The 22086-nt window shown below is 42.7% G+C and carries 21 protein-coding genes; 19 read left to right on the top strand and 2 right to left on the bottom strand.

The genetic code is table 11. The features are described from left to right. The first annotated feature begins 1089 nt into the window (after positions 1-1089). From NI389_RS10105 to NI389_RS10020, 18 genes are all read left to right on the top strand, one after another. Positions 1090-1230, top strand: coding sequence for a hypothetical protein (locus NI389_RS10105; protein WP_308359718.1), 141 nt, complete (start codon positions 1090-1092; stop codon positions 1228-1230). Positions 1231-1354: 124 nt separating this feature from the next. Further along, the gene (locus NI389_RS10100; RefSeq protein WP_208841934.1) at positions 1355-1507 is read left to right on the top strand and encodes a hypothetical protein; all 153 of its coding nucleotides are present in this window, start codon (positions 1355-1357) and stop codon (positions 1505-1507) included. A 17-nt stretch (positions 1508-1524) separates the two neighbouring features. Next, positions 1525-1653 (top strand): hypothetical protein, encoded by a 129-nt coding sequence (locus NI389_RS10095; RefSeq protein ID WP_280117639.1) that lies wholly within the window; start codon positions 1525-1527, stop codon positions 1651-1653. Between the two features lie 21 nt (positions 1654-1674). After that, positions 1675-1803 carry a hypothetical protein gene (locus NI389_RS10090; protein ID WP_308359715.1) on the top strand — a complete coding sequence of 43 codons (129 nt, stop codon included), beginning with the start codon at positions 1675-1677 and terminating at the stop codon, positions 1801-1803. Between the two features lie 72 nt (positions 1804-1875). Continuing rightward, a complete protein-coding gene (locus NI389_RS10085; RefSeq protein WP_308359713.1) occupies positions 1876-2043 on the top strand; it encodes a hypothetical protein in 168 nt (55 codons plus the stop codon). A 1598-nt stretch (positions 2044-3641) separates the two neighbouring features. Then, entirely contained in the window at positions 3642-3815 is a 174-nt protein-coding gene (locus NI389_RS10080; RefSeq protein ID WP_308359711.1) for a hypothetical protein, read from the top strand. A 17-nt stretch (positions 3816-3832) separates the two neighbouring features. Further along, the gene (locus NI389_RS10075) at positions 3833-4756 is read left to right on the top strand and encodes an ATP-grasp domain-containing protein (RefSeq protein ID WP_308359709.1); all 924 of its coding nucleotides are present in this window, start codon (positions 3833-3835) and stop codon (positions 4754-4756) included. A gap of 39 nt (positions 4757-4795) precedes the next feature. Next, entirely contained in the window at positions 4796-4951 is a 156-nt protein-coding gene (locus tag NI389_RS10070) for a hypothetical protein (RefSeq protein WP_208841929.1), read from the top strand. Positions 4952-5511: 560 nt separating this feature from the next. Beyond that, positions 5512-5712, top strand: coding sequence for a hypothetical protein (locus NI389_RS10065; protein WP_208841927.1), 201 nt, complete (start codon positions 5512-5514; stop codon positions 5710-5712). A 92-nt stretch (positions 5713-5804) separates the two neighbouring features. Further along, positions 5805-5972 (top strand): hypothetical protein, encoded by a 168-nt coding sequence (locus NI389_RS10060; RefSeq protein ID WP_308359707.1) that lies wholly within the window; start codon positions 5805-5807, stop codon positions 5970-5972. Between the two features lie 1254 nt (positions 5973-7226). Beyond that, positions 7227-7391 carry a hypothetical protein gene (locus NI389_RS10055; RefSeq protein WP_208841925.1) on the top strand — a complete coding sequence of 55 codons (165 nt, stop codon included), beginning with the start codon at positions 7227-7229 and terminating at the stop codon, positions 7389-7391. 603 nt (positions 7392-7994) lie between these two features. Beyond that, positions 7995-9353 (top strand): bifunctional UDP-N-acetylglucosamine diphosphorylase/glucosamine-1-phosphate N-acetyltransferase GlmU, encoded by a 1359-nt coding sequence (glmU, locus tag NI389_RS10050; RefSeq protein ID WP_308359704.1) that lies wholly within the window; start codon positions 7995-7997, stop codon positions 9351-9353. A gap of 236 nt (positions 9354-9589) precedes the next feature. After that, complete coding sequence (locus tag NI389_RS10045) at positions 9590-10834, top strand: HlyD family secretion protein (RefSeq protein WP_308359702.1); 1245 nt, start codon at positions 9590-9592, stop codon at positions 10832-10834. Further along, positions 10831-12978 carry a peptidase domain-containing ABC transporter gene (locus tag NI389_RS10040; protein WP_308359700.1) on the top strand — a complete coding sequence of 716 codons (2148 nt, stop codon included), beginning with the start codon at positions 10831-10833 and terminating at the stop codon, positions 12976-12978. Before NI389_RS10045 ends, NI389_RS10040 begins: the two co-directional genes overlap by 4 nt. Positions 12979-13132: 154 nt before the next feature. Then, positions 13133-14344 (top strand): lanthionine synthetase C family protein, encoded by a 1212-nt coding sequence (locus tag NI389_RS10035; RefSeq protein WP_308359698.1) that lies wholly within the window; start codon positions 13133-13135, stop codon positions 14342-14344. Between the two features lie 210 nt (positions 14345-14554). After that, positions 14555-15769, top strand: a complete 1215-nt coding sequence (locus NI389_RS10030; RefSeq protein ID WP_308359696.1) for a lanthionine synthetase C family protein — start codon at positions 14555-14557, stop codon at positions 15767-15769. Positions 15770-15778: 9 nt separating this feature from the next. Beyond that, complete coding sequence (locus NI389_RS10025) at positions 15779-18925, top strand: lantibiotic dehydratase (RefSeq protein ID WP_308359694.1); 3147 nt, start codon at positions 15779-15781, stop codon at positions 18923-18925. Positions 18926-19047: 122 nt separating this feature from the next. Next, the gene (locus tag NI389_RS10020; RefSeq protein ID WP_308362539.1) at positions 19048-19560 is read left to right on the top strand and encodes a hypothetical protein; all 513 of its coding nucleotides are present in this window, start codon (positions 19048-19050) and stop codon (positions 19558-19560) included. A gap of 22 nt (positions 19561-19582) precedes the next feature. Here the strand turns inward: NI389_RS10020 and NI389_RS10015 are convergent, their stop codons facing one another. After that, positions 19583-20227: a hypothetical protein gene (locus NI389_RS10015; protein ID WP_308359692.1), complete on the bottom strand. Its 645-nt coding sequence runs from the start codon at positions 20225-20227 to the stop codon at positions 19583-19585. 266 nt (positions 20228-20493) lie between these two features. On the opposite strand from NI389_RS10015, the gene NI389_RS10010 reads away from it, so the two are divergent. Next, positions 20494-21270, top strand: coding sequence for a substrate-binding periplasmic protein (locus NI389_RS10010; RefSeq protein WP_308359690.1), 777 nt, complete (start codon positions 20494-20496; stop codon positions 21268-21270). On the opposite strand, the gene NI389_RS10005 is transcribed toward NI389_RS10010, so the two are convergent. Continuing rightward, positions 21267-21827: a hypothetical protein gene (locus NI389_RS10005; RefSeq protein WP_308359689.1), complete on the bottom strand. Its 561-nt coding sequence runs from the start codon at positions 21825-21827 to the stop codon at positions 21267-21269. The two genes, NI389_RS10010 and NI389_RS10005, sit on opposite strands and share 4 nt — an antisense overlap. Positions 21828-22086 lie beyond the last annotated feature (259 nt).

The raw sequence follows: 22086 nt of genomic DNA, 5'->3' as shown, positions 1-22086 counted from the left end.
TTTCGGTGAAATACACGAAAGGTGACGAGTCACTAGAAATCACATATCAATGGTAAGGGGACAAACAATGAAAACGTTAACTCAATACGATATTCAAGCAGTAAACGGCGCAGGCTCATTTTCGGTGAAATACACGAAAGGCGACGAGTCACTAGAAATCACATATCAATGGTAAGGGGACAAACAATGAAAACGTTAACTCAATACGATATTCAAGCAGTAAACGGCGCAGGCTCATTTTCGGTGAAATACACGAAAGGTGACGAGTCACTAGAAATCACATATCAATGGTAAGGGGACAAACAATGAAAACGTTAACTCAATACGACATTCAAGCAGTAAACGGTGCTGGTTCTTTTACGGTGAAATACACCAAAGGTAACGAGTCACTAGAAGTCACATATCAATGGGACTAATTCTCTCTTCTCTTTTGGCGGAAAGATAAGCGAGATTTTGATGAATAAGGAGTGATATCACTCCTTTTTTTATGCCTGTAAATTTGTCTGTTTGTCTGTTTGTCTGTTTGTCTGTTTGTCTGTTTGTCTGTTTGTCTGTTTGTCTGTTTGTCTGTTTGTCTGTTTGTCTGTTTATCTGTTTATCTGTTTATCTGTTTATCTGTTTATCTGTTTATCTGTTTATCTGTTTATCTGTTTATCTGTTTATCTGTTTATCTGTTTATCTGTTTATCTGTTTATCTGTTTATCTGTTTATCTGTTTATCTGTTTATCTGTTTATCTGTCGGTGTAGATGTGTTTTTTATATTTATTCTTTCTTCTTTTGAGGTGTCGGTTCGATTAAAAGCGGTTTTCTATAATCCTTTTTTTGATTACTGGTGCTCAGCCTCTTATAGAAGTGAGCGCCGCACCCCAACTTGACTTATCAATCAGTAAGTTCAGTACAGGGAAATGGAAAATGAAAAATTTTCTATTGTTACTATTGCGATATGTATTAATCACTTTTTACTATTTCGCATTGATTTAAAAAGGTATTTTTGGTTTTTTGTGTTTTTGACTCATCGAGGAATTGTTGCTAATTTTCTGGCTGTACGATGTGTTTTGTACACGATGTGTAATGTAGTTGGAGATAACGATGAAGTTAAAAGTTAGCAAAAAATCGATTAAAAATTTATCGAACAATGAGGCATCAAAAGTCGTTGGGGCTGGTGTAGCTAGACCAAACGATATTATTGAAAATTCATGCCAAAGTGTCTGCACACTGGCAGCGCTTTAATTTTATATAAAGAGGTTTTTATGTTGAATATTGAAAATGTAAGTTTAGTTCATGGTGGCCGTTCTGAAGGTGGCTGTCTACCTCCACACTTGATCGATCTAATTAAAAAATAAAAGGTCATTAAATGATTAAGTTAAATAAAAAAGTAATGAAGGGTTTATCTGGTAAGCAATTCTCTGATTCATTAACGGAAAAAGTTGCGGGTGGTACACACACCGATCCAACAATGTATCGCGGTTGCCATAGCCAAAAAACGATAGAACAAATCGCATTCTAATTCATAAGGAAAACAAGATGAAACTTAAGAAACTAAATCTAAAAGAACTGAACAATGATTCTGTATTAGGCAAAGTAGCAGGTGGGTGTCCTCCTACTATCCATGGATGTGATTTTGACAGAACAATCCCTGAGTTTGCTAACTAATCAAAATTCGTAGGAATATTTATGAAAATTAAGAAAATCAAACTTAAAGAACTTCACTGTGACGCTACGTTAATTCAAGTTGCAGGTGGCTGCCCTCCAACAGTCCACTTTTGTGGAGAAACTATCGATAGAACGCTGGTTGAATTTTAATCCACGGGTTTGTTTGGGCATTTAAACCACACTTAGTTTTGTGCCTCTCTTTGTTTGAAAGGAGTTTCTAAAATGAAAGTAACAGTTAAGAAAATAAAAAACCTGAGCGTAAGTAAATCACTACCATTTGCGGCGACACCCGCGGTTGCCGGTGGCGTGATCTCCTCATGTGGCGTTGAATGTGGCTGTGGCGGCGGCGATCGATTCACACATGAGCAAGCAATGAAATTGCCAGTTTAATATCGTCAGAAAAGGAGCGAGAAATGACACTCACAGTTGAACAATTGAAATCAGTCATTGGCGGAAGCTTAAATCCAATTAAAGAAGACTATTCAAAAATTGAATGCGACCTTTAAAGTAAAGATTGGCCCTGTCTTTTATCGATAAAAGTGAAGTTCAGAGCATCTCTTGGTGACTACTACGGCGGTTATACCGTTTATCCTAGAAGTGGTCACAAACAAATTGAATGTAAGTTTTGCTCAAAAGTTTACGTTTGAAGACGGGATACATAGCGACTTTACGAACAACAAATAAATTATTTTGAATAGGTGATTTAATGAAACAACTTAGTGTTAATGATGTAGTAGCCGTAAATGGCGGTTTACCACAGAGTATCGAAGATATCGTCAACAGTTTAAGTAGCTTTGCATTATTCTAAGACCGCAAAAGCAGTTGGTTAGTTGTCGAACCGAAACCAGAGTCCGACTCTGTACTGAAATTACGCGCTTCACACCGTAATTTCTTTTTGAAAAAGGGAAGTAGAAACAGGCACTTCCCTTTTTTATTGCCTAAATGAAGTCGCTGTCTTTTCAATTCCGATAGCATACGACTTCTCTCTCCACTTTATTATCGCCACACACATTACCAATGAAACATTGAGCGATTGTCTCAGTTGATGTTCTGTCGTAGTTGATGCCAACAGCGTCTACGCCATACGTGTGATTGACTTTGAACACTCAGAATTCCAAGTGTTCGAGATACGTATGAAAACCTATTTACATCAAAGAGAGTGTCGTTCCTCCAACCAAAAAGTTATGGACGAAAGTTCGAAACGAAAGGGCTGGTATATCAATAATGTTTCGGAACTCGACTGGCGAATACGTTGTCGTTGGAATGGAAAGTGATGTGCATGTCGTACTACGGACGTTGGACCCATCGTTTTAACCCTGCAAGCTCGTCAACTGTGATCTTAATAAAAAACGGTGTAGAGCGATTCGACCAGATTGACTTCGTTTTAGTCTATCGACTTACGGATAAGTCAAGCTGACGGATGGTGAACAACCGAATATTTTTTTACTAGACCAGCGTGTTAAACAAGCCACATTAAATCCATCGTATCTGAGACAAACATTATTTCTTTGTTTTTATCTGGTTTAAGCAACAAAGTTAAATCAACCACACTATGTTGGCTTCTCCTGTCTCGAAACTGTACCCAAACTCAAAAACGCGTCTATCTTAACGCGTGATTATGCTCTTCAAAACCATCTCAACCAAACGTTTAATCATCAGCGTTATCTGCTAGGTAATACGCGGATAGATTCTTGTGTTTAGTGCATAAAAGTAAAATCAAGACTGACGCTTAAACAACCATATTTAGCCAATAATTAGCACTTATACAAAGATAATATTTAAACTTATCTTGTTGAATATTAAGTATAAATACGTTTTTTCTGTGGTTTGAAAAATATAAAAATGTTCGTCATGATGGTTTCCGTCGAGTGAAGAAACTTGGCAATAAACTAACACCTAAAAATGAAATTGGACCCGACATTGGTTAATCATTAAACGTCCTTACGTGCTCAGATGAGAAACGTCGGACAGGAAATAAGGCTTTAAATATGGCGAACAAAAAATTCTTTTATTCAGAGTACGAACTAGCACGATTTTTAGATAAACAAATGGCCGTGGACAGTATTGACACACTATTGATGGACAGTGCTTCAGCAGATTGCCATCTGTTCAATACTAGTGACAGCAATTTTGACCATTTAGATGTTCATCACATCCATTAATCGGCGAGGAGTAAGTCATGGCAGTAATCGTTATGGGGCAACATCAAGATCCGCATGCAATGCATATGTTAGAACAACTCAAACTACGTGGCGTTGAAGCGTATTTGTTGCAAACCTACGATTTTCCGAAAAAGGCGCAGCTGAGTATTTGCCCAAATGATGGTACCGGTCGGTTGACATTACCGGAAGGCAAAACGCTTGAATTAAGCGAAATTCAAGCCGTATTTTGGCGCAATTTTTCAGGAGTCAGTGATGAGGCTACTCGAAGCAATTTTATGTCCGAAGACAGTATTGCAGCACAAGACAGTTTAGCGTGTCTGCGTACATGGTTTCATTTAGATACTGGCACTAAATGGGTGAATAGCTGGACAGCCTTTCAGCACCATAAAGAAAAGCCTTTTCAATTACTTAAGGTCGGTCAGCTCGGAGTAAAGATCCCAAAGACCTACGTAGGTAACAGCTTAGAGGATATTCGCCAAGCTTTTGAAATGTTACCGCGTAGCATCTTCAAACCAGTATACGGTGGTGCCCATACGGAAATACTAACCGAAGCGCACTTAGCTTCAGAACGTGTTGCAAGTGCGCTGGCAAAATCGCCAATTACCGTGCAGGAATTTATTGCTGGAACAAATATTCGAACGTACGTGATTGGGCAAAAAGTATTTTCAGTTGAATTAAAAAGTGATCAGGCTGATTTCAGAAACGATGCGGCGATGGAATTGGTTTTAATTGATACTCCAAAAGAGATAGAAGAACAGGCTCTTAGTATAACAAAGACGCTGTTTTTGAATTGGACGGCCATTGATTGGCGTCGCAATGAACAAGGGGAATATTTCTTTTTGGAGGCCAATCCATCGCCGATGTTTATGGGATTTGAGCAAGGGTCAGGGATCCCTGTAACCGAATATTTGATTGACTACATGTTAGGTCAATCACACTAAAATTTATTAACGACAGTTCTTACACAAGAGGAAAAACAAATGAAATTAACTATCAAAAAATCAGTAGTAAAAAACCTAAACAAACAAGCAATGTCACCTTCATTGACAGACCAAGTTAACGGCGGCATGCCAAAAGTTGCATGGTCACAAAATGAAACATGTGGCTACGTGTGTGGCGATTGTATTCCTTACTAATCGTAACCCATTAAACACGTTAACAATAGGTGTTACCGGTTGAGATGAATAGGCTCAAAAAATTGATTGTCTGAGCCCTATCATCCACCGTTCTAATAAAATATACAGAGCATTTAAGACAAATTTAGGAGATCAAAATGCACCCATTTTCACTAACGAAAGTAGAACAGCAACAAGTTAATGGCGGAATCATCGAAGGCGGTTGTATGACAGTCGTATTCGCAGAGCACGGTGCTCAAAACTAAGGATTTACTATGTTATCTATTGATAATAAAGCACTTTCATCTATTTCAGGTGGTCATCCGGCTCAAACGGAAATCGACAACTTGATTGAAGTACTTCGCAATTTCTTCTAAATAAAGAGTGCAATGAAGTACGTTTGAGTGACGTGGACTCAAACATCAAGCACACAAGATTAAAGTATGTTTTATCACATGCTAGGTTAGTCAAATCCGTGTTTGAATTTAAAAGTAATGAAAGTTGAAGAGTCTTGGCGGAGTCTATCAACTTTAACACGCCCATCAGGGCACCATTGAGAAATCAGAAATAAGGAGACTATTATGCACCCATTTTCATTAAAAAATGACCAATCATCACAAGTAACAGGCGGCGTTGTAGCTGGCGGCTGTGTCACATACGAATTTAAAGAAACTGGCGGTGTAGAAATTACATTGTCACTGAAAGAAGCGGGCGGCCCAGTTGTAGTAACGCAAGCAATCCCAGAAGACGGTAACGATCCGCGTCTAGAACTAACGATGTAATCGTCCGTAGGGAAGGTGAATCTTGGCGGAGAAACCTTCCCAAAACAACCTGCCTTTGGCACTTAAGAGAAATCAGAAATAAGGAAACAAACATGCACCCATTTTCACTAAAAAATGACCAAGCTTCACAAGTTACTGGCGGCGTTTTTGCTGGCAATGTAGAAATTACGATGTCACTGAAAGAAGCGGGCGGCCCAGTAGTGGTAACGCAAGCGATCCCAGAAGACGGAAATGATCCGCGTCTAGACCTAACGATGTAATCGTTCGGTGGAGAAGGCTTATCTTGGCGGAGACAGCCTTCTCTAGACTTACCTACTTGGCTGTTATGGTCACGTAGTCACGACAGCAATTGCCAAAGGGGATTGGCTCATCGTTTCCCGACAACACTGTAATGTAATGCTAAAGCCATCAAGTTGAAATCCACCACATCTATCCTGATTTTTCCTCATCTACCTATCAAGCAACTTATTCCTCTGTAACTAAAGGCAACGTCTATATCCGGCCAAGGAATGTTCTCCTAAAAACCTTATGGGTTAGACAAAAGGCGAGTTTTCACCTACCGATGGCGTACTTTCCAAACTATCACGAATGAGATAAACATAAGTAAAACCCTTTAAAATTAAACGCCCGCATTCACTCGTATAAACGAACCGAGTGTGCATATTTGGTCGTCTATGATTGTCGATAAGCGTGTTATGTTTGCCGCTAACTTCTATTGTCCAGCCATGTTTGATGAATATGTTGGTTTGTCTAACGGTGTAATTTGATGTCATCGTCTAAACAGATATTTGCCTTTAGGTTGTGTTGCTTAAAGGCAAGTGACACTCTTTGTTACCCGTTATTTATTGATGAAAAAGACATGTTCAGTTGGGGGTCAAAGACCCAGGTGAACGAATACCTCATAACAATGTTCGTGAGAGTGATTTCGGGAATAAGGTTGTGCTTCTGCAGTGTCGGAAATCACATCAAATGATCAATCTAATGCAAGATAAAATAGCTGAATTTGCACATTGTTTGCTGCGGTCTGTACAAACTCACTTGCAGCAAACCTTAATTTTCATCGTTGTTTTATTGCGAATCGCACATTTCATTTCTCCGTTTTGTTCTAAGGATATTTACCGCGTAAATAGTCGTTATATGCAGATAAGTTTTTAACTTATTATATTGATATGTAATGATAATTTTATTTTTCGCTTGATTTGATTCTTTCTTTTTTTAAGCCAACATGGCTTCATCAATTTTCGAGGGGGCGTGTTTAGTGGACTTGTTTGTCCTGATAATGACACCAAAAACCCCGACAACGTAATGAGTCTTAACATGGTGACTTCAGCGAAGGAATTACGCGCTTTGGACCAGGACGTCCACTTTTTTCATCCTGTCGTCATGTGCTTGCGCCGCAAAAAAGTGCGCATTTAAATAACGAATTGAGAGGTCGGGCATTCTTGGCGGAGTAGACCGACCTTAAATACGCCAATAATGGCATTTCAATCACTAAATGTAATAAGGAAACAATCATGCATCCATTTTCTTTGCAAAAAGAACAATCTTCACAAGTTACAGGTGGTTCGGTAGCTGACGGCTTCGTTTCATCTGCACTGAGAGAAAATGGGGGTCCTATCATGGTAACGATGGCGATTCCTGAAGATGGCAGCGACCCGCGTGATTTTAAAATAATGTAATTTTTGCTGGATGGAACTTGGCGGGACCATCCACTTAAATAAGGGCCTTTCTAGGCATAATTTAGAGAAACAGAAATAAGGACAGGAAAATGCATCCATTTTCATTAACAGCAGAAGAATCAAAAGAAGTAACTGGTGGCATCGTTGCAGGCGGTTGTGTTTCATGGCGCGGTCAAGAAGTTGGCGAAATGTTCAATTAATTAGGAACAAGTAAAATGCGTACATTGAATACCCAAGAGTTGAAACAAGCGAATGGCGGCGTAAACACAAATTATTTTGGTGCAGAACAAGCGCTCGTTGACGCTATTTTAAGCTTATTTTAAGTAAGCAACGTGGGTGTTCTGGTTAAGAACACCCACAATCCAGTCACTTTGTCTGTTCGCAACGCGATTGAATCGACCCCATTCCACGTGTCACTAACCCTCACCTGTAAAACAGCCTTACATTTCACTTAAAAAAAGCATCTTAGCTGGCTACAATAGCAATCAAATTTTGTGATTCTCCACTTTCGTTGCGCTTGAGTATCCATGCGCGACCAGTCTGACAACACCAAGAGAATCATTTAGTGCTAATAAAGCGATAAAAAATAAGGATTTAGTGTTCATGACACTATCAACAGTGATTTTAGCTGCGGGAAAAGGCACTCGCATGCGCTCAAAACTACCAAAAGTACTTCATCCCGTTGCTGGTCGTCCCATGGTGCAACACGTTATCGATAATGCGAAAGCCCTAGGTGCACGGGAAACGCATTTGGTGTTTGGACACGGAGGCGATCAGTTAAAAGAACAATTGGCGCACAATGAAATCAATTGGGTACTGCAGGCGGAGCAGTTGGGCACGGGGCATGCGGTGTCTGTTGCAAAAGAACACTTCGCGGACGATGAAACAATCCTTATTTTATACGGTGACGTGCCACTGACAAAACAAGATACATTGCAGCGTTTGCTCGATGTGACGCCAAAACAAGGATTAGCGGTGTTAACTGTCGTGTTAGAAAATCCAATGGGTTATGGTCGAATGATCCGTGAAAATGGCAAGTTAGTTGGGATTGTTGAACAAAAGGATGCGACGCCAGAGCAGTTGAACATCAAAGAGATCAACACTGGGATTATGGCGGTTAATGGTGGCTTGCTGAAATCGTGGTTGGGCAAATTGTCTAACAACAATGCGCAAGGAGAATACTATTTAACGGATATCGTCGCGATGGCACACGCTGAAGGTGTTGAAATTACTTCGGCGCACCCTGTGCACCCGATGGAAGTTGAAGGGGCGAACAATCGCGTACAACTTGCGGCACTTGAACGCGCTTACCAAGTCTGGCAAGCGGAAGCATTGATGCTCAATGGTGCTACATTAGCCGATCCGTCGCGCGTTGACGTACGTGGTACCGTGGTGACGGGTGAAGATGTACACATTGACGTGAACGTGATTTTTGAAGGTCACGTGGAACTGGGTAACAATGTGGTGATTGGCCCAAATTGTGTTTTGAAAAACTGTAAAATCGCCGATGGCGCGGTTGTGAAAGCAAATACGATGATAGAAGACGCCATCGTCGGCGCTAAATGTACATTGGGACCATTTGCGCGTTTACGCCCAGGTGCGGTGATGGAAGACGATTCGCACGTGGGTAACTTTGTTGAAATGAAAAAAACGCGCCTAGGCAAAGGTTCAAAAGCCAACCATTTAACGTATTTAGGTGACACAGACGTCGGTGAGAAAGTAAACATTGGCGCTGGCACCATTACGTGTAACTACGATGGCGTAAACAAATCAAAAACCATTATTGGTGACAATGCCTTTATCGGTTCAAATTCATCGTTGGTTGCACCGGTTGAAATTGGTGCAATGGCAACGGTTGGAGCAGGCAGTGTGATAACTGCGAAGGTTGATGATAATCAACTTGCTGTAGCGCGCACAAAGCAGCGCAACTTAGATGGTTGGCAACGCCCAAGCAAAAAATAAACAGCTCGACTGAATATAAACAAAACGCACAGTAGTGCGTTTTGCTTTATTCGGTACAAACGTTTCTTTGATTATTGAGAAAACGTTAATTCCTAAATTGTGTTCGCCAGCAATTTACAACGCCATTCTGTCTTGTAAGCCTTTATAAAGCTCATTTCGTTCCCTTATCTGGCGGAGCATGGTAAATTGGTTGTTCAGCATAATAATATTAACAATAATGTTACCCCAATTAAGCTATGGACAACTTATTTCGCCGCGAAGTATTCGAATACAAAGTTCACCGACTTGAAGGAACGGTCAGTCTAATTCAGCCTCCTGTTTTTTATCGTTTGGCTGCACTCATCGTACTCATAGTTATTATCTCTCTTCTCTTTTTAGCGTGGGGAAATTACACACGCAAAGAACGCGTCAGCGGCTTTATAGAGCCAAATACTGGCGTACTCAAACTTTTTGCTCCTCAAGTAGGGGTCATTTCCGAGGTATTGGTCAAAGAAGGCGATACGGTTGAGCAAGGGCAACCCATCTTACGTATCGAGTCCGCTCGCCACAGTGTTGAAGGTTTGGAGCTGAATCAAGGGCTACTCAATCAATATCGTTTTCAAAAACAACTTCTTGAAGCGCAGCTTGCACAACTTCAACAGCAGCATGATTTAGACATGGCACAACTTCGTGCAGAAAAACAGAGCCAAGTCTCGCGTTTAGATGAACTGCGAAAACAGGCGCATACCTTTCAAACACGTTTAGCGCTCAATAAAGGCATCGTGGAGCAAATTAGTACATTGAAAGGCAGTGGTTACGTTTCTGAACTTGAGTTGACGCGTCAGCAAGATACCTTGCTCGCTTTAGAGCAGCAGTCCTCATCTATTCATAATGAATCATTGTCGATTGAGAACTCAATTTCACAGCTTGAGAGTCGTCTTGCCACGTTACCCCTTGAACACGAGCGACAAGTCGCCTCGTTGAATTCTCAAATTGCCGATGTGGATATTCAACTTTCTTCGACGCAACAACTTAGGTTGGCTGAAATTCGAGCGCCCAAGTCAGGTACGGTGACGGGTCTATTGGCTAAACCGGGAAAACAAGTGGGCCTCAATCAAAATTTACTGAGTATTTTGCCAACCCATAGTGAAATGCAGGCGGTGATTTACATCCCAACTGAAGCGTATGGTTTTATTAAAGAGGGCCAATCGACGCGTCTTCGATACCATGCTTTCCCTTACGAGAAGTTTGGCATTTATGAAGGGCAAATCGTTGAAGTGAGCGCTTCGGTGATTTTGCCTGAAGAAGCTGCTTTGCCCGGCATTATCTCAACGCCCGCGTATCGTGTCGTGGTGAAATTAGCAGAGCAAAACGTCACCGCATACGGTAAGGCCACGCCGCTGCGTGCGGGGATGACCTTGGATGCCGATGTTGTGATAGAAGAGCGTAGCCTGCTGCGTTGGTTATTTGATCCTGTTTTCAGCATTAAGGGACAATTATGAGTACGGAACCAGAACAACAAAACGAAGATTTGTTTGATAATCCACGAAGCTTGCTGGAGTTTTGGTCCAAAAGTAGTTTGCCCGTCATTTTACAGTCAGAAGCGGCTGAATGTGGGTTAGCTAGTCTTGCAATGGTTGCGGCATACCATGGTTATCACAGTGATTTAGTGTCGATGCGGCAAAAGTTCAGTATTTCAATCGAGGGCTGTACGCTCCTTGATATTATGCACTTTGCTGAGAAATTAGGATTGGCAACCCGACCCTTGCGTATTGAGCTTGAAGAACTTGAATTGTTGCAAGCGCCAAGCATTCTTCATTGGAATTTGAATCATTTTGTCGTATTAAAAAAAGCCACCGATAAATACGTCATCATTCATGATCCTGCAGAAGGAGAGAAAAAACTCTCGTTGGACGAAGCGTCGAAGCATTTCACGGGCGTTGCGTTGGAACTTATGCCGACCAAGGAGTTCGAGAAAAAAGAGAAAAAGGCGTCGTTACGATTCTCTGACTTTTGGAGCAAAATCTCGGGCCTAAAACGTTCATTGTTACTGATTTTCTCGTTGTCTTTGTTACTGCAAATTTTTACGTTGGCAAGTCCTTACTATATCCAACTCGTCATTGATGACGTGATTTTGAGTGGCGATACATCGCTCTTAACGGTGCTCGCCGTCGGGTTCTTTTTAGTGCTCGGTTTTGAGATAGCCACCAATGCGTTGCGCGGCTTTACGTTATTGCATTTTGGTAATCAGATGAACATTCAGCTCGGCGCGAATCTGTTTCATCACTTAGTTCGTTTACCGTTAACTTACTTTGAAAAGCGCCACATGGGAGACATCGTGTCTCGCTTTGGGTCGCTGCAGCAAGTGAAGCAACTACTTACGCAAGGGGTGATAGAAGCGATTATCGACGGTTTAATGGCGTTAGTTACACTGGGCATGATTTTTTTCTATAGTCCAACACTGTCGGCTGTAGTCTTGGTCGCGGTATTACTTTACGCAGGCGTTCGAGTGGCAATGTATCGTCCCTTTAGAACGATCAGTGAACAAGAAATCATGGCTCGAGCTGAAGAAAGTTCTAATTTTATGGAGACCGTGCGTGGGATCCAAACGATTAAGTTGTTTGGCTCGGAAGTCAAACGCGAGGGTCAATGGCAAAACCGCTACGCGAAGGCAATAAACCAAAGCATTCGCTTGGGTAATTTTCAAATTGGTTACGACTCAATCAACCGAGCTTTGTTTGGAATTGAAAACATTGTCGTGATTTTTCTTGCCGCCAAATTAGTGATAGCGGGTGGTTTTAGTACCGGTATGCTCTTTGCCTTTATGGCATACAAACGTCAATTCATTGAGAAAACAGCGAAACTCATCGACAAGTTCATCGAGTTTAAGATGCTTGGCCTGCACTTTGACCGGATTGCGGATATTGCACTGACAGAACGTGAAGAGTTAACGCCAAAGCAAATGAAAGTGCATAAGGTAACGGGCAAAATTGAGCTTCGCAATGTGTCTTTCCGCTATTCGGACGCTACGCCCTTTGTTCTTAAAGACGTGAACCTCGCTATTCAAGCGGGTGAGTCTGTCGCGCTCACCGGGCCGTCTGGCTGCGGCAAGTCAACGCTGTTAAAAATTATGTTAGGCCTCATCAAACCAACCGATGGCGAGGTGCTTATCGATGATATTCCTTTGCACCAAATAGGCGCGAGACAATATCGACAGCAAATTGCGGCAGTAATGCAAGACGACGAGCTGTTTTCCGGATCGGTGTCCGATAACATCGCGTTTTTTGAATCGCCAGTGGATATGGAGCGTGTTGTTTATTGTGCGGAACTGGCCTCTATCCATGATGATATTAGTGCAATGCCGATGGGGTATGACAGTTTAATCGGGGATATGGGCTCGAGCCTGTCTGGAGGTCAGAAGCAGCGTATCATTTTGGCCCGTGCTCTGTATAAAAACCCACGCTTACTCTTTATGGATGAAGCGACAAGCCATTTGGACACCAAGCTGGAGTCCGACATCAACGAAGCGGTCTCTGGACTCAAAGTGACGCGTGTGATTATCGCGCATCGAAAAGAAACCATCGCTTCGGCACAACGTGAAGTTAAATTGAAAAAATACACGGAACAAAGCGTGGAGCGTTACTAAATACGTTCCTCCTTCCGATTGGACTTAATAAGCAACGCATGACGTTGCTTTTTTTTGCTCGGATTTGCTTGTACCTGAAAGATAGTTACAAGTGTTTACATATTGATAACTAAAAGGTATTTTTGTTTCTAATAAGACACCGTTAAGGAAAAACATGAGCACCGTATTTCGTTTAGAACCCGCAGATAAAGCGCTTGTTTATGAACTCATCGAAACTCTCAGTAAAAAGGTTGCAAACCATGTATCAGACACCACGATACCGCACGGTTTGTTGAGTGGCCTTGCAGGAGAATTGTTGTTTTTATTTAAAGCTCATCAATTCAATCCTGAGTTTGTCGAAGAATCGGTATTTCAAGAACAGCTCGATGTGCTGCAAGAAGGGTTAGGCGAACAATCCTTGGAATTAAGCAATGGATTGGCAGGGCAAGCATGGTTATTAGAGTATTTTAATCAATCGGCCCCAGACGAGTATGACCCTGAGCTGCTAAGTGAAATTGATGAGTTATTTACTAACGCGTTAAAACAGAGTCCGTGGTCCGGTGAGTTAGAAATGGTGCTTGGATTAGCCGGATATTCGCCTTACGCTGCTCGTCGAGCAAGGCATGCAGATCAAACCGAATTGTTCGACGCCATTGTTTCTGGCTTTGAAAGTACCGTAAGCCAATTGAATTTAAAGCACCTCACCTGGGCGCAACCGAAAGAGTCTGTATATCTTTTTGATAGACAGAGCAATGAAGCGGAGTACAACTTAGGTTTAGCGCATGGTGTGCCGGGCATCATCGCAGCATTACTTCCCGCGGTTCGCGTACCCTCGTTAACACTTCGCACGAAAAGATTGTTGGAAGGGGGATGTGAATGGTTGCTCGCGCAGCGTAACCCCAAACAGGATGATTATGCTTGTTTTGGTACGTGTGTCGGGGATCAGCATCGTTCTCGATTGGGGTGGTGTTACGGTGATTTAACGATAGCACTTACATTGGCTCGTGTTGGTTTGGAATTACAACGTGATGATTTTATTGAATCCGCGTTAGAAATTGCCTTACATTCAGCTTCACGAGATGAATCCTCAGCAGTCATTTATGACGCAGGTCTGTGCCATGGTAGTTTAGGTTTAGCTACGATTTTTCAAGCGATGAATCAACTGTTGCCACACCCTGAACTCGCCGCGGCGGCGGATCGATGGCTGCACATTTTCCTTGCAAACTATAAAGAAAAAGGCGAGTCGGCGCTGTATTTTTATGATGCGCAGAATAAATGCTATACGGAGAATTTTGGCTTTTTAATGGGTTATTCAGGGATGGCCTTGTCACTCATTGGCGTGGTGGATGACCGACTTGATTGGATTGACAGTTTGTTAATGGCTTAACATCGATAGGGAAGAGCTTAGACCTGTGACTCTTCCCCAAATCAGCTTAAATACAAGACATCGCTTGTCCCCTAATTGAATTATATTGTTTATTATTTGTGTATAATGGGTTAACTTGTTCGTATTGATCAGGGTGTCTTTGGCAACGTCATTTTATCTCGTTCCCCTGTGTTGTAGCTTCAGAATAATAATAAGTGTTAAGGATGATTTATGGCGCTTTGTGCACAAAGCATGGTTTCCGATGAACAGCGAGAAACCATCAATTCGATTCTCACCCTCCTTACTCAAAAAATATCGATGCATATACAGTCAAATCAAGAGTATGGTCTGCTCGGTGGTGTGGCTGGGCAATTGCTGTTTTTATACAAGATGCATCAGTATCAACCCGACGCGGTGAATGAGGACCTTTTTGGTCAGCAATTTGAGCTTCTTCAAGACAATATGGCAGGAAGTCAATTTGGCTTGGCGAGTGGTTTAGCAGGTCAGGCTTGGTTAATCGAGTTGCTGAATCAAGCGGAACATGAGGGTTATGATGCAACGTTGTTGAACGACATTGATGAACTACTGCTGAGGGTCATGTCGGTCGAATACTGGGAAGGTGAAATTGAAGCGATTAACGGACTTGCAGGTTACGCCCCGTATATTATTCGCCGTGCCAAAACAACCAATCAGGATTTGTTGTTTGAACGCCTAGTTACCTATTACGAACAGCTTCATACCGCATTCCCTGATGGGACTTTGAGCTGGTCACAACCAAGCTACTCGGCATTTCGATTTGAAGGCAGCGACCGTACTCAACCTGAATTCAATTTAGGTTTAGCGCATGGCGTGCCAGGGATCATTGCCGCGTTATTGCCTGCACTGCAATCTTCTACACTTCATGCTCGAGCACGCGCCTTGTTAGAAGGCGCGTGTGATTGGTTAGTTGCAGAGCGCAACCCGGAACACCGCGCTGAATGTGCTTATGGATGCGCTACGGGTTCTCATCGGAGCCGCCTTGGTTGGTGCTACGGAGATTTGACCATTGCACTGACTTTGGCGCGGGCAGGGATAGCGCTCGATAGACCTAATTATGTGGACCACGCGAGAGAAGTAGCCTTGATGGCTGCGACACGAAATGCACAATCCGCCTCAATAGAAGATGCGGGATTGTGTCATGGCATATTTGGATTGGTGACGATATTTCAGTTACTAAACCGCATTGTTCCTCACCCTGAATTTTCAAAAGCTCACCATTATTGGCTTGAGTATGGTTTAGCGAAATACGCAGAATTAGGAGAGCAAGCCTTCTACACGTATCAAGGTATACCACCAAGTTATGAAGAAGAATTTGGCTTTTTAATGGGGTATGCAGGCGTAGGACTTGCTTTGTTGAGCGTGCTCAACGAAGACCTCGACTGGACTGAAAGTTTATTAATGGCATAAGGAGTACCGATGTCAAACGCATTACAGCACGATAACTTTTTCGTTATTCGTACACCGAGACTCAGTCTCACCACGCTACATCAGTTAGCCGACAAGCCTGACGAATTTCAAGCACAATTAAATGATTGGCTAGAGCAAGATGAAGTAAAAGAAGCGCTTTATGCAGCCAGTCCCTCTTTACTTGAACGTGTGGCGCAGTGGCGTGCTAAACCCGACTCTAAACAAGGCAAGAAGGTTGCGCAGGCGCTACTAAAATACCTTATTCGGATGGCTTCTCGCCCTACGCCATTCGGGCTTTTTTCTGGGATCACGTTGGGTCAGATTGCCGAGCAAACATCGCTAATTTCAGGCTCGTTTAAGCAAGATAGTCGCAAAACTCGCCTAGACATGTTCTTCCTTTCTGCGTTGAAAGAACACGTAATTAAACACTATAGCCGAGCAGAGTCGCTTCAATATCGACTGAATCCCTCACATTATTTTATTGAAAATCAATGTCGTTATATTGAAAGTTATCTTTCGGAAAAAGAAGTTCACTACCGTCTTAGTGCCATTGAAAGCGATGAATACTTTACACAATTTCTAGAGTTGGCCAAACATGGTTCAAGTTTTGAACGCTTGGTTAATGAGTTTGTCGCGTTGTACAACGATGTGGAACGCGAGGAAGTTGAAGAATACATTCAGTCCTTGATTGATGAAGGCATTTTAATTGCGGATGTTCCATTACCATTAACGGGGGAATCACCGGATTTAGCCTTGTACCGTTCACTGGTGCGAGTAGGTGCAAATAGCGAAGCAGACAGCCTTGCAACGGCCTTATCTTTAATCGAACAGTTGGATCAGCAAGGATTTGGCGATATTTCAAAATACAAGGCGCTGATCACGCACCTTGAAGGGCTTGGGATCCGCATCGAAGAGAACAAGCTTCTGCAAAGTGATGTATACCGTCAGTTCGAGCAATGCTCGTTAAGCGCGCAAGAGCTGACCCGTGTGCAACGCACATTAGAGTTAGTTTCAATGTCGAGCGAAACGCCGTCAACCGAAGCGTTAAGTGCCTTTATGAGTGCGTTTCAAGCCCGTTTCGAAGGACAATTTGTTCGTTTAGACCAAATTTTGGACGATGAAACAGGCATTGGTATTTCCAGTGAAACCGGTTACGAAGCACCGCTGGTGGCAGGATTACAACTTGCGAGAAGTGGTGGACAGGATACGGAAAAAGTACGAACAAGTCCCTTGCAAAAACTGATTGAAGAGGAGCTGACAAAATCGGCTAATCGCAGTAAATCTTGTATTACCATTAGTTCAAAGCAGCTCAAAGAAGTCGCGAAATTTAAAAGTGAAGTGGCCAAAATCCCATATTCAACAGGTGCGATGCTAAGCTTATTTGAAGATGAGAATGAGCGACCTGTCTTCAAATATAACGGGTGTTACGGACCCTCTGCAGCAAATCTTTTAGGGCGTTTTTGCCATTTGAACGAGAAACTGCAAGCGTCGGTAACTGACCATCTCGCACAAGAACAACAGCATATGGAAGACGTTATTCTTGCTGAAGTCGTTCATATGCCAGATGGGCGTCCTGGCAACGTTATCGCGCGTCCCCACTTGCGTCCGTACGAAATCGTCTTTATGGCGGACAGCAGTGTGGAGCTTGAGTATCAAATCCCGCTGAGTGATCTGTACGTTTGGATTGAAGGGCAAACGGTAAAACTATGGAGTAAGCGCCTGAATAAACGGATTATTCCTCGTTTGTCTTCCGCTCATAACTATGGTGCTAGAAGCCTAAGCGCCTATAAATTCTTGTGTATTTTGCAATCACAAGAAGGGAATACGCCTGCTGTTATGCTGCCAAAGTGTGTACGTAGCGCGGCGTTTGTTCCGCGGATCATGATAGACAACTTGGTGGTCTTTGAAAAAACGTGGCGTGTAGAACGTAAAAAGTTAGAAGCGGTGTTCGAAAAAGGTATTCTGAATACAACGAAACTCAAAGCGTTTTTAGAAGAATATCAACTCGACCGTTGGGTGAGTTTTTCAAGTGGTGATAACGTTCTACGGATTGATTTAACACATCCTGAAATGCTCTCGGTGTTAATCGGTGAAACTACTTATCATGAGACAATTGAACTAACCGAAGTATTAACGACAAGCTATCGCTCTCGAGTACGCGATACGAGCGGTAATCAATACAACAATGAAGTGATTGTGCCGTTGTTCAATACGAGTGCAAACCCACCTCGTCACTTTGCAGCGAATCCACAGGCCAACATCACCGCTGTGCCGATTAAACGCCGATTTAGTGCGGGATCTGAGTGGTTAAGCCTCAAAATTTACTCTGGAAATACAGTCGTTGAGCAATTGCTCACTGAAACGTTGATGCCATTTATTCAAGAACATAAAGCGTTATTTGAGAAATGGTTCTTCATTCGTTATGGCGATCCTAACTGGCATTTGAGGCTGCGTTTTTATGGTGAGCCGAGCAAACTTTGCGGCGAGTTGTTACCAAAACTTAATGCGTTGCTTGATCCTAAAGTGGAAGCGGGTGTGCTGCATAAAGTGGAATTGATGACCTATGAACGTGAAGTTGAACGTTATGGCGGGCCTAAATCCATGGAATTGGTTGAGCAACTCTTTATGCTCGACAGTGAATTGATTGCACAGACCTGCACACTAGTCGAAGAATTGGACGAATCACTTCGTTGGCGTGTGGCTATGTTGTATACGCACAACTTGTTTGATTTATTTGGTTATTCTCAAGAAACACGCTTCGATTTGGTCTCTAATTTACGCCAAGGTTTCGGCAAAGAATTCAATGAATCAGCCGCCCTCAGAAAGAAACTAGGGGAGCGTTATCGTGAGTACGAAACAACAATAGACAACGATTTCGCAAACTGGGCAATTTGGATTGAACGTGGTCACCTAGATGCCGAGCTGGCGCCTTTGTTTTCGCTCGTAGCCCAGTGGCGTGATCAAGCGGCTGCGGTAGTGTCACAGTTGACGAGTCTCAATGCGAACGGTGACTTGAATTGTAGTTTGAATGATTTAATGGGCTCATTATTACACATGCACAACAATCGCATGTTTAAGGCTTACGGCCGAGAGCAAGAGTTGGTGGTGCATGATTTAATGCGACGCAAATATGTGTCGATGCAACACGGTAGTTAATCGCTAATCGTTGTTAAAAAAGCCAGCGCTGCTGGCTTTTTTATTGTCTGGTAATTTCATTAAACTACCGCTAGGCTTTTGTCATGCGGATTAATTGGATAGAAATAACAATGAAAACAATAATGAAATGGCTGTCTGTATGGTGTTTTTGTAGTGCGTTCAACGCCGCCGCGGACGCCGAATTGGCGCCTGAACTACGCGTATTTGAGCCATATTTTGGAACGTGGCAAGCGGATTTTCCGGTAGCGGAAGGTCAACCGGCGATGCAGGACGTTTCACATTGGGCACGTGCGCTCAATGGCACTGCGGTGCGAACTTTGCACTCCATCAATGATGGGCTTTACGGTGGTGAGTCACTGATTTTTTGGGATAAAAGCAAAAATAGTTTGGTGTTCTATTACTTCACGACGGCTGGATTCTACACACAAGGCACAATGGAAATGGTGAACGATCACGAATTTATTGCCTACGAGGACGTGACGGGCAACAAAGATGGCATAACAAAAGTGAAATCCACCAGCACGTTACGTGACGGACAAATCATTGTCAGTACGCAATATTTAAAACAAGAAAAATGGACATCACCGGAAACGCGAGTTTACCAACCGAGTGAAAAAAACGTGAAGTTTAAATAGGCGTTAGGTGCCGTGAAGACGGTCATTGGGCAGTTTTAAAAAACCAATCAATGGCACGATGCCACCAGCTTAACTTGGGCGAGCGAGTACTCATTAAAAGTTGTTTTACGCGCTCGTTACGCTTAGCGGAAACCCCAACCCGATGACATTCGAGCGCAGCAGCCTGCCAATCTCGAGCTTGTATTGCTGCATTGAACTTTGGCCATTTTGTCTGTAGCTGCGTCTGCCCCAAATTATAAATCATGTCGAGCAGCGCCAGCTTGATACTGCGTGGCAGGCTTTGATAAAACGACTCACCGTAAATAACCATTAACTCATGTTTAAACTGGTTTATTTTCCCCTGTAGCACTTTTTGGCATGCTCTGTGAGATAAATAAAGTTCACAGTGTTGGGTATAAAAGTTCGCCGCATAGCCGGGAGGCAAACGCTTTATACGGTCAAATTCACTTAACTTGTGATCCCGACTTGCCGCCCGCTTGGTGCGGTTTTCGCGTAAGGGTAGGTTGGCAAACGCCGCTTTATTTGGAATATGGAACCCAGCTCCAATGGTGGGATTGCCTTTAGAATCCAAATACAAATGGTTTACTTCACCTTCATATAAACACAAATGACGGATGGCTCTGAGCTCATCCGGTTCAAAAGCTTTGAGTGATAAGCGATTAAACATAAAACCTCCGCATAACGACAATGGCAATTGTTGCTACGGTTCCGTGTAATCGACCTAGTTATCAGTCCCTATGTTCAGTATAGCGCCTATCTGAATGTTGAGCATAAATACCGATCTAGACGTACAAATTGACCTAAAAAACCAGTCTTTATTATGATTAAAAGAGAAGGGATATTTGTATATACAAGTAATCTGTCATGAAAAATGCGTTGAGAAGCTGGAAAGTCGATAAAATTTAGGAACATTCTACACTTAAAAGCAGCAGCATGATGAAAGGTTTGTCTATGCGTTGGTGGTGGAGTGCCCTTTTTGCCACTTATTCGTGGTCCTTGCACGCGGCGTGTTACACCGTGATGATTTATCATGGCGCAAATCCGCCATATAGCTTTGAAAGTAACGGTCAGTTCAGTGGTTTGTTCGTTGATATTTTTGATGAAATCTCGGCGCAAACAGGATTATGTTTTGAATATCTTCCTGTGTCTGTAGCGCGAGGGCAGCGTTTGTTTGAAAAAGGCGAGATTGATATTGAACCAGGCGTCAGTCCTACTTGGCGACAAGAATCAACAAATCCGGGGATTTATAGCTATTTTTACGCGCGTTCTAGAGAAATCATCCTCGCTCGGGTTGGCCCTATTTTAACGTCGCCCGAACAATTGTATGGCAAGGTCATCGGTCGGGTCAGAGGTTATCGCTATGGTGGGTTCGAAGTGCATTTCAATCGGGAGAACGAAACGAACAAAATCACCGTATATGACAATACCTCCGAACGTGAATTGCTTGCTCAATTGTATCATCAACGCTTTGACTACATGATGATAGGTGACATCACGGCAGACTATTACAAGTTAACGCAGCCAGAATATCGCAGTTTTCAGGAGGTTTATGAAATTTCCAATTTACCGGTTGCGATGCGAATACAACCACGTCTTAGCTCATTGCGCGATACGTTGAATCAGGTGCTGGAAAAGATGGTCAATTCGGGGGATGTTGCGCGAATTTACGCGCAATATGGTAGCCGGATGGACGAATCCAATGAACCCTAGAACATCATGGAGATTTGTACACCACTGAAAACGGAGTTCTTTGCTTCCCAGTTTTCACTGTCAATTTGGCGATAGCGAGTAAACACTTCTATTTTGAATGGTTTTGCATTAACACCTGCACCTAAACCGATATACCCATCAATGCTGTTGTTTCTCGGTTCATCGTCCGTATCGAGATAAAAGCCATCATTATAGGCGACCCGATGTGAGCGAGAGAGATCATAGAAAAGTAATTCAAACAGATCTAAACCGACTTCACCATACACAAAGACATCCGCAAAATAACCCACTTTGATACCCGTATCGAGCGTTGCGTAACTTTCTTTACCCTGTTGGTTTTTTACGCTTACATCGGCAATACCAAGTGCAGAGCTTACGCTAAAGCCAAATGGCGATCGATTAAAGTACCCCATTGCTTCAATTCCAACACCAGTGATGGTATCGGAGTCGTGCCATTCATTTTTAAATATCATGCCAATAGACGTCGCATTTTGATAGGTCGAGTTGGCGTGAACAGAGCAGGTAAATAACAGTCCTAGAATCAGAAGAATAGGCATCAGACGAACTCCTTGTGGTTTTTAACCGGAGTGTAACGTGAGGAAACACGACAAGTTGTAAAAAAGTGTCTGTATTTATTCATAAAAATTACATTTAGTCGCAAAAGGCGACGTTAAGCATGTTTGTATATACAAGTGTTGTGTCTCTTCATTTTGAGCGAGTTGGCAATTTATCTGTCCAGTTTGATGATTTCTGCGTAGCGAAGGGCTGAAGCTGGATTCGACTTTGCGAAATAACCCACTAGGGTGAAGAAATAGA

Source organism: Pseudoalteromonas xiamenensis (genome assembly GCF_030994125.1).
GTDB lineage: Bacteria > Pseudomonadota > Gammaproteobacteria > Enterobacterales > Alteromonadaceae > Pseudoalteromonas > Pseudoalteromonas xiamenensis_B.
Note: the sequence above shows the minus strand (reverse complement) of the source record. Positions and strands in the feature narration are given on the sequence as shown.

Excerpts from the sequence above, each read along its gene's own strand:
- NI389_RS10080 (WP_308359711.1), top strand. The coding sequence starts at position 3,642 with ATGGCGAACAAAAAATTCTTTTATTCAGAGTACGAACTAGCACGATTT.
- NI389_RS10070 (WP_208841929.1), top strand. The coding sequence starts at position 4,796 with ATGAAATTAACTATCAAAAAATCAGTAGTAAAAAACCTAAACAAACAA.
- NI389_RS10030 (WP_308359696.1), top strand. The coding sequence starts at position 14,555 with ATGGCGCTTTGTGCACAAAGCATGGTTTCCGATGAACAGCGAGAAACC.
- NI389_RS10060 (WP_308359707.1), top strand. The coding sequence starts at position 5,805 with ATGCACCCATTTTCACTAAAAAATGACCAAGCTTCACAAGTTACTGGC.
- NI389_RS10090 (WP_308359715.1), top strand. The coding sequence starts at position 1,675 with ATGAAAATTAAGAAAATCAAACTTAAAGAACTTCACTGTGACGCTACG.
- NI389_RS10095 (WP_280117639.1), top strand. The coding sequence starts at position 1,525 with ATGAAACTTAAGAAACTAAATCTAAAAGAACTGAACAATGATTCTGTA.
- NI389_RS10055 (WP_208841925.1), top strand. The coding sequence starts at position 7,227 with ATGCATCCATTTTCTTTGCAAAAAGAACAATCTTCACAAGTTACAGGT.
- NI389_RS10075 (WP_308359709.1), top strand. The coding sequence starts at position 3,833 with ATGGCAGTAATCGTTATGGGGCAACATCAAGATCCGCATGCAATGCAT.
- NI389_RS10005 (WP_308359689.1), bottom strand. The coding sequence starts at position 21,827 with ATGCCTATTCTTCTGATTCTAGGACTGTTATTTACCTGCTCTGTTCAC.
- NI389_RS10010 (WP_308359690.1), top strand. The coding sequence starts at position 20,494 with ATGATGAAAGGTTTGTCTATGCGTTGGTGGTGGAGTGCCCTTTTTGCC.
- NI389_RS10085 (WP_308359713.1), top strand. The coding sequence starts at position 1,876 with ATGAAAGTAACAGTTAAGAAAATAAAAAACCTGAGCGTAAGTAAATCA.
- NI389_RS10105 (WP_308359718.1), top strand. The coding sequence starts at position 1,090 with ATGAAGTTAAAAGTTAGCAAAAAATCGATTAAAAATTTATCGAACAAT.
- NI389_RS10025 (WP_308359694.1), top strand. The coding sequence starts at position 15,779 with ATGTCAAACGCATTACAGCACGATAACTTTTTCGTTATTCGTACACCG.
- NI389_RS10065 (WP_208841927.1), top strand. The coding sequence starts at position 5,512 with ATGCACCCATTTTCATTAAAAAATGACCAATCATCACAAGTAACAGGC.
- glmU (WP_308359704.1), top strand. The coding sequence starts at position 7,995 with ATGACACTATCAACAGTGATTTTAGCTGCGGGAAAAGGCACTCGCATG.
- NI389_RS10040 (WP_308359700.1), top strand. The coding sequence starts at position 10,831 with ATGAGTACGGAACCAGAACAACAAAACGAAGATTTGTTTGATAATCCA.
- NI389_RS10035 (WP_308359698.1), top strand. The coding sequence starts at position 13,133 with ATGAGCACCGTATTTCGTTTAGAACCCGCAGATAAAGCGCTTGTTTAT.
- NI389_RS10045 (WP_308359702.1), top strand. The coding sequence starts at position 9,590 with ATGGACAACTTATTTCGCCGCGAAGTATTCGAATACAAAGTTCACCGA.
- NI389_RS10020 (WP_308362539.1), top strand. The coding sequence starts at position 19,048 with ATGAAATGGCTGTCTGTATGGTGTTTTTGTAGTGCGTTCAACGCCGCC.
- NI389_RS10015 (WP_308359692.1), bottom strand. The coding sequence starts at position 20,227 with ATGTTTAATCGCTTATCACTCAAAGCTTTTGAACCGGATGAGCTCAGA.
- NI389_RS10100 (WP_208841934.1), top strand. The coding sequence starts at position 1,355 with ATGATTAAGTTAAATAAAAAAGTAATGAAGGGTTTATCTGGTAAGCAA.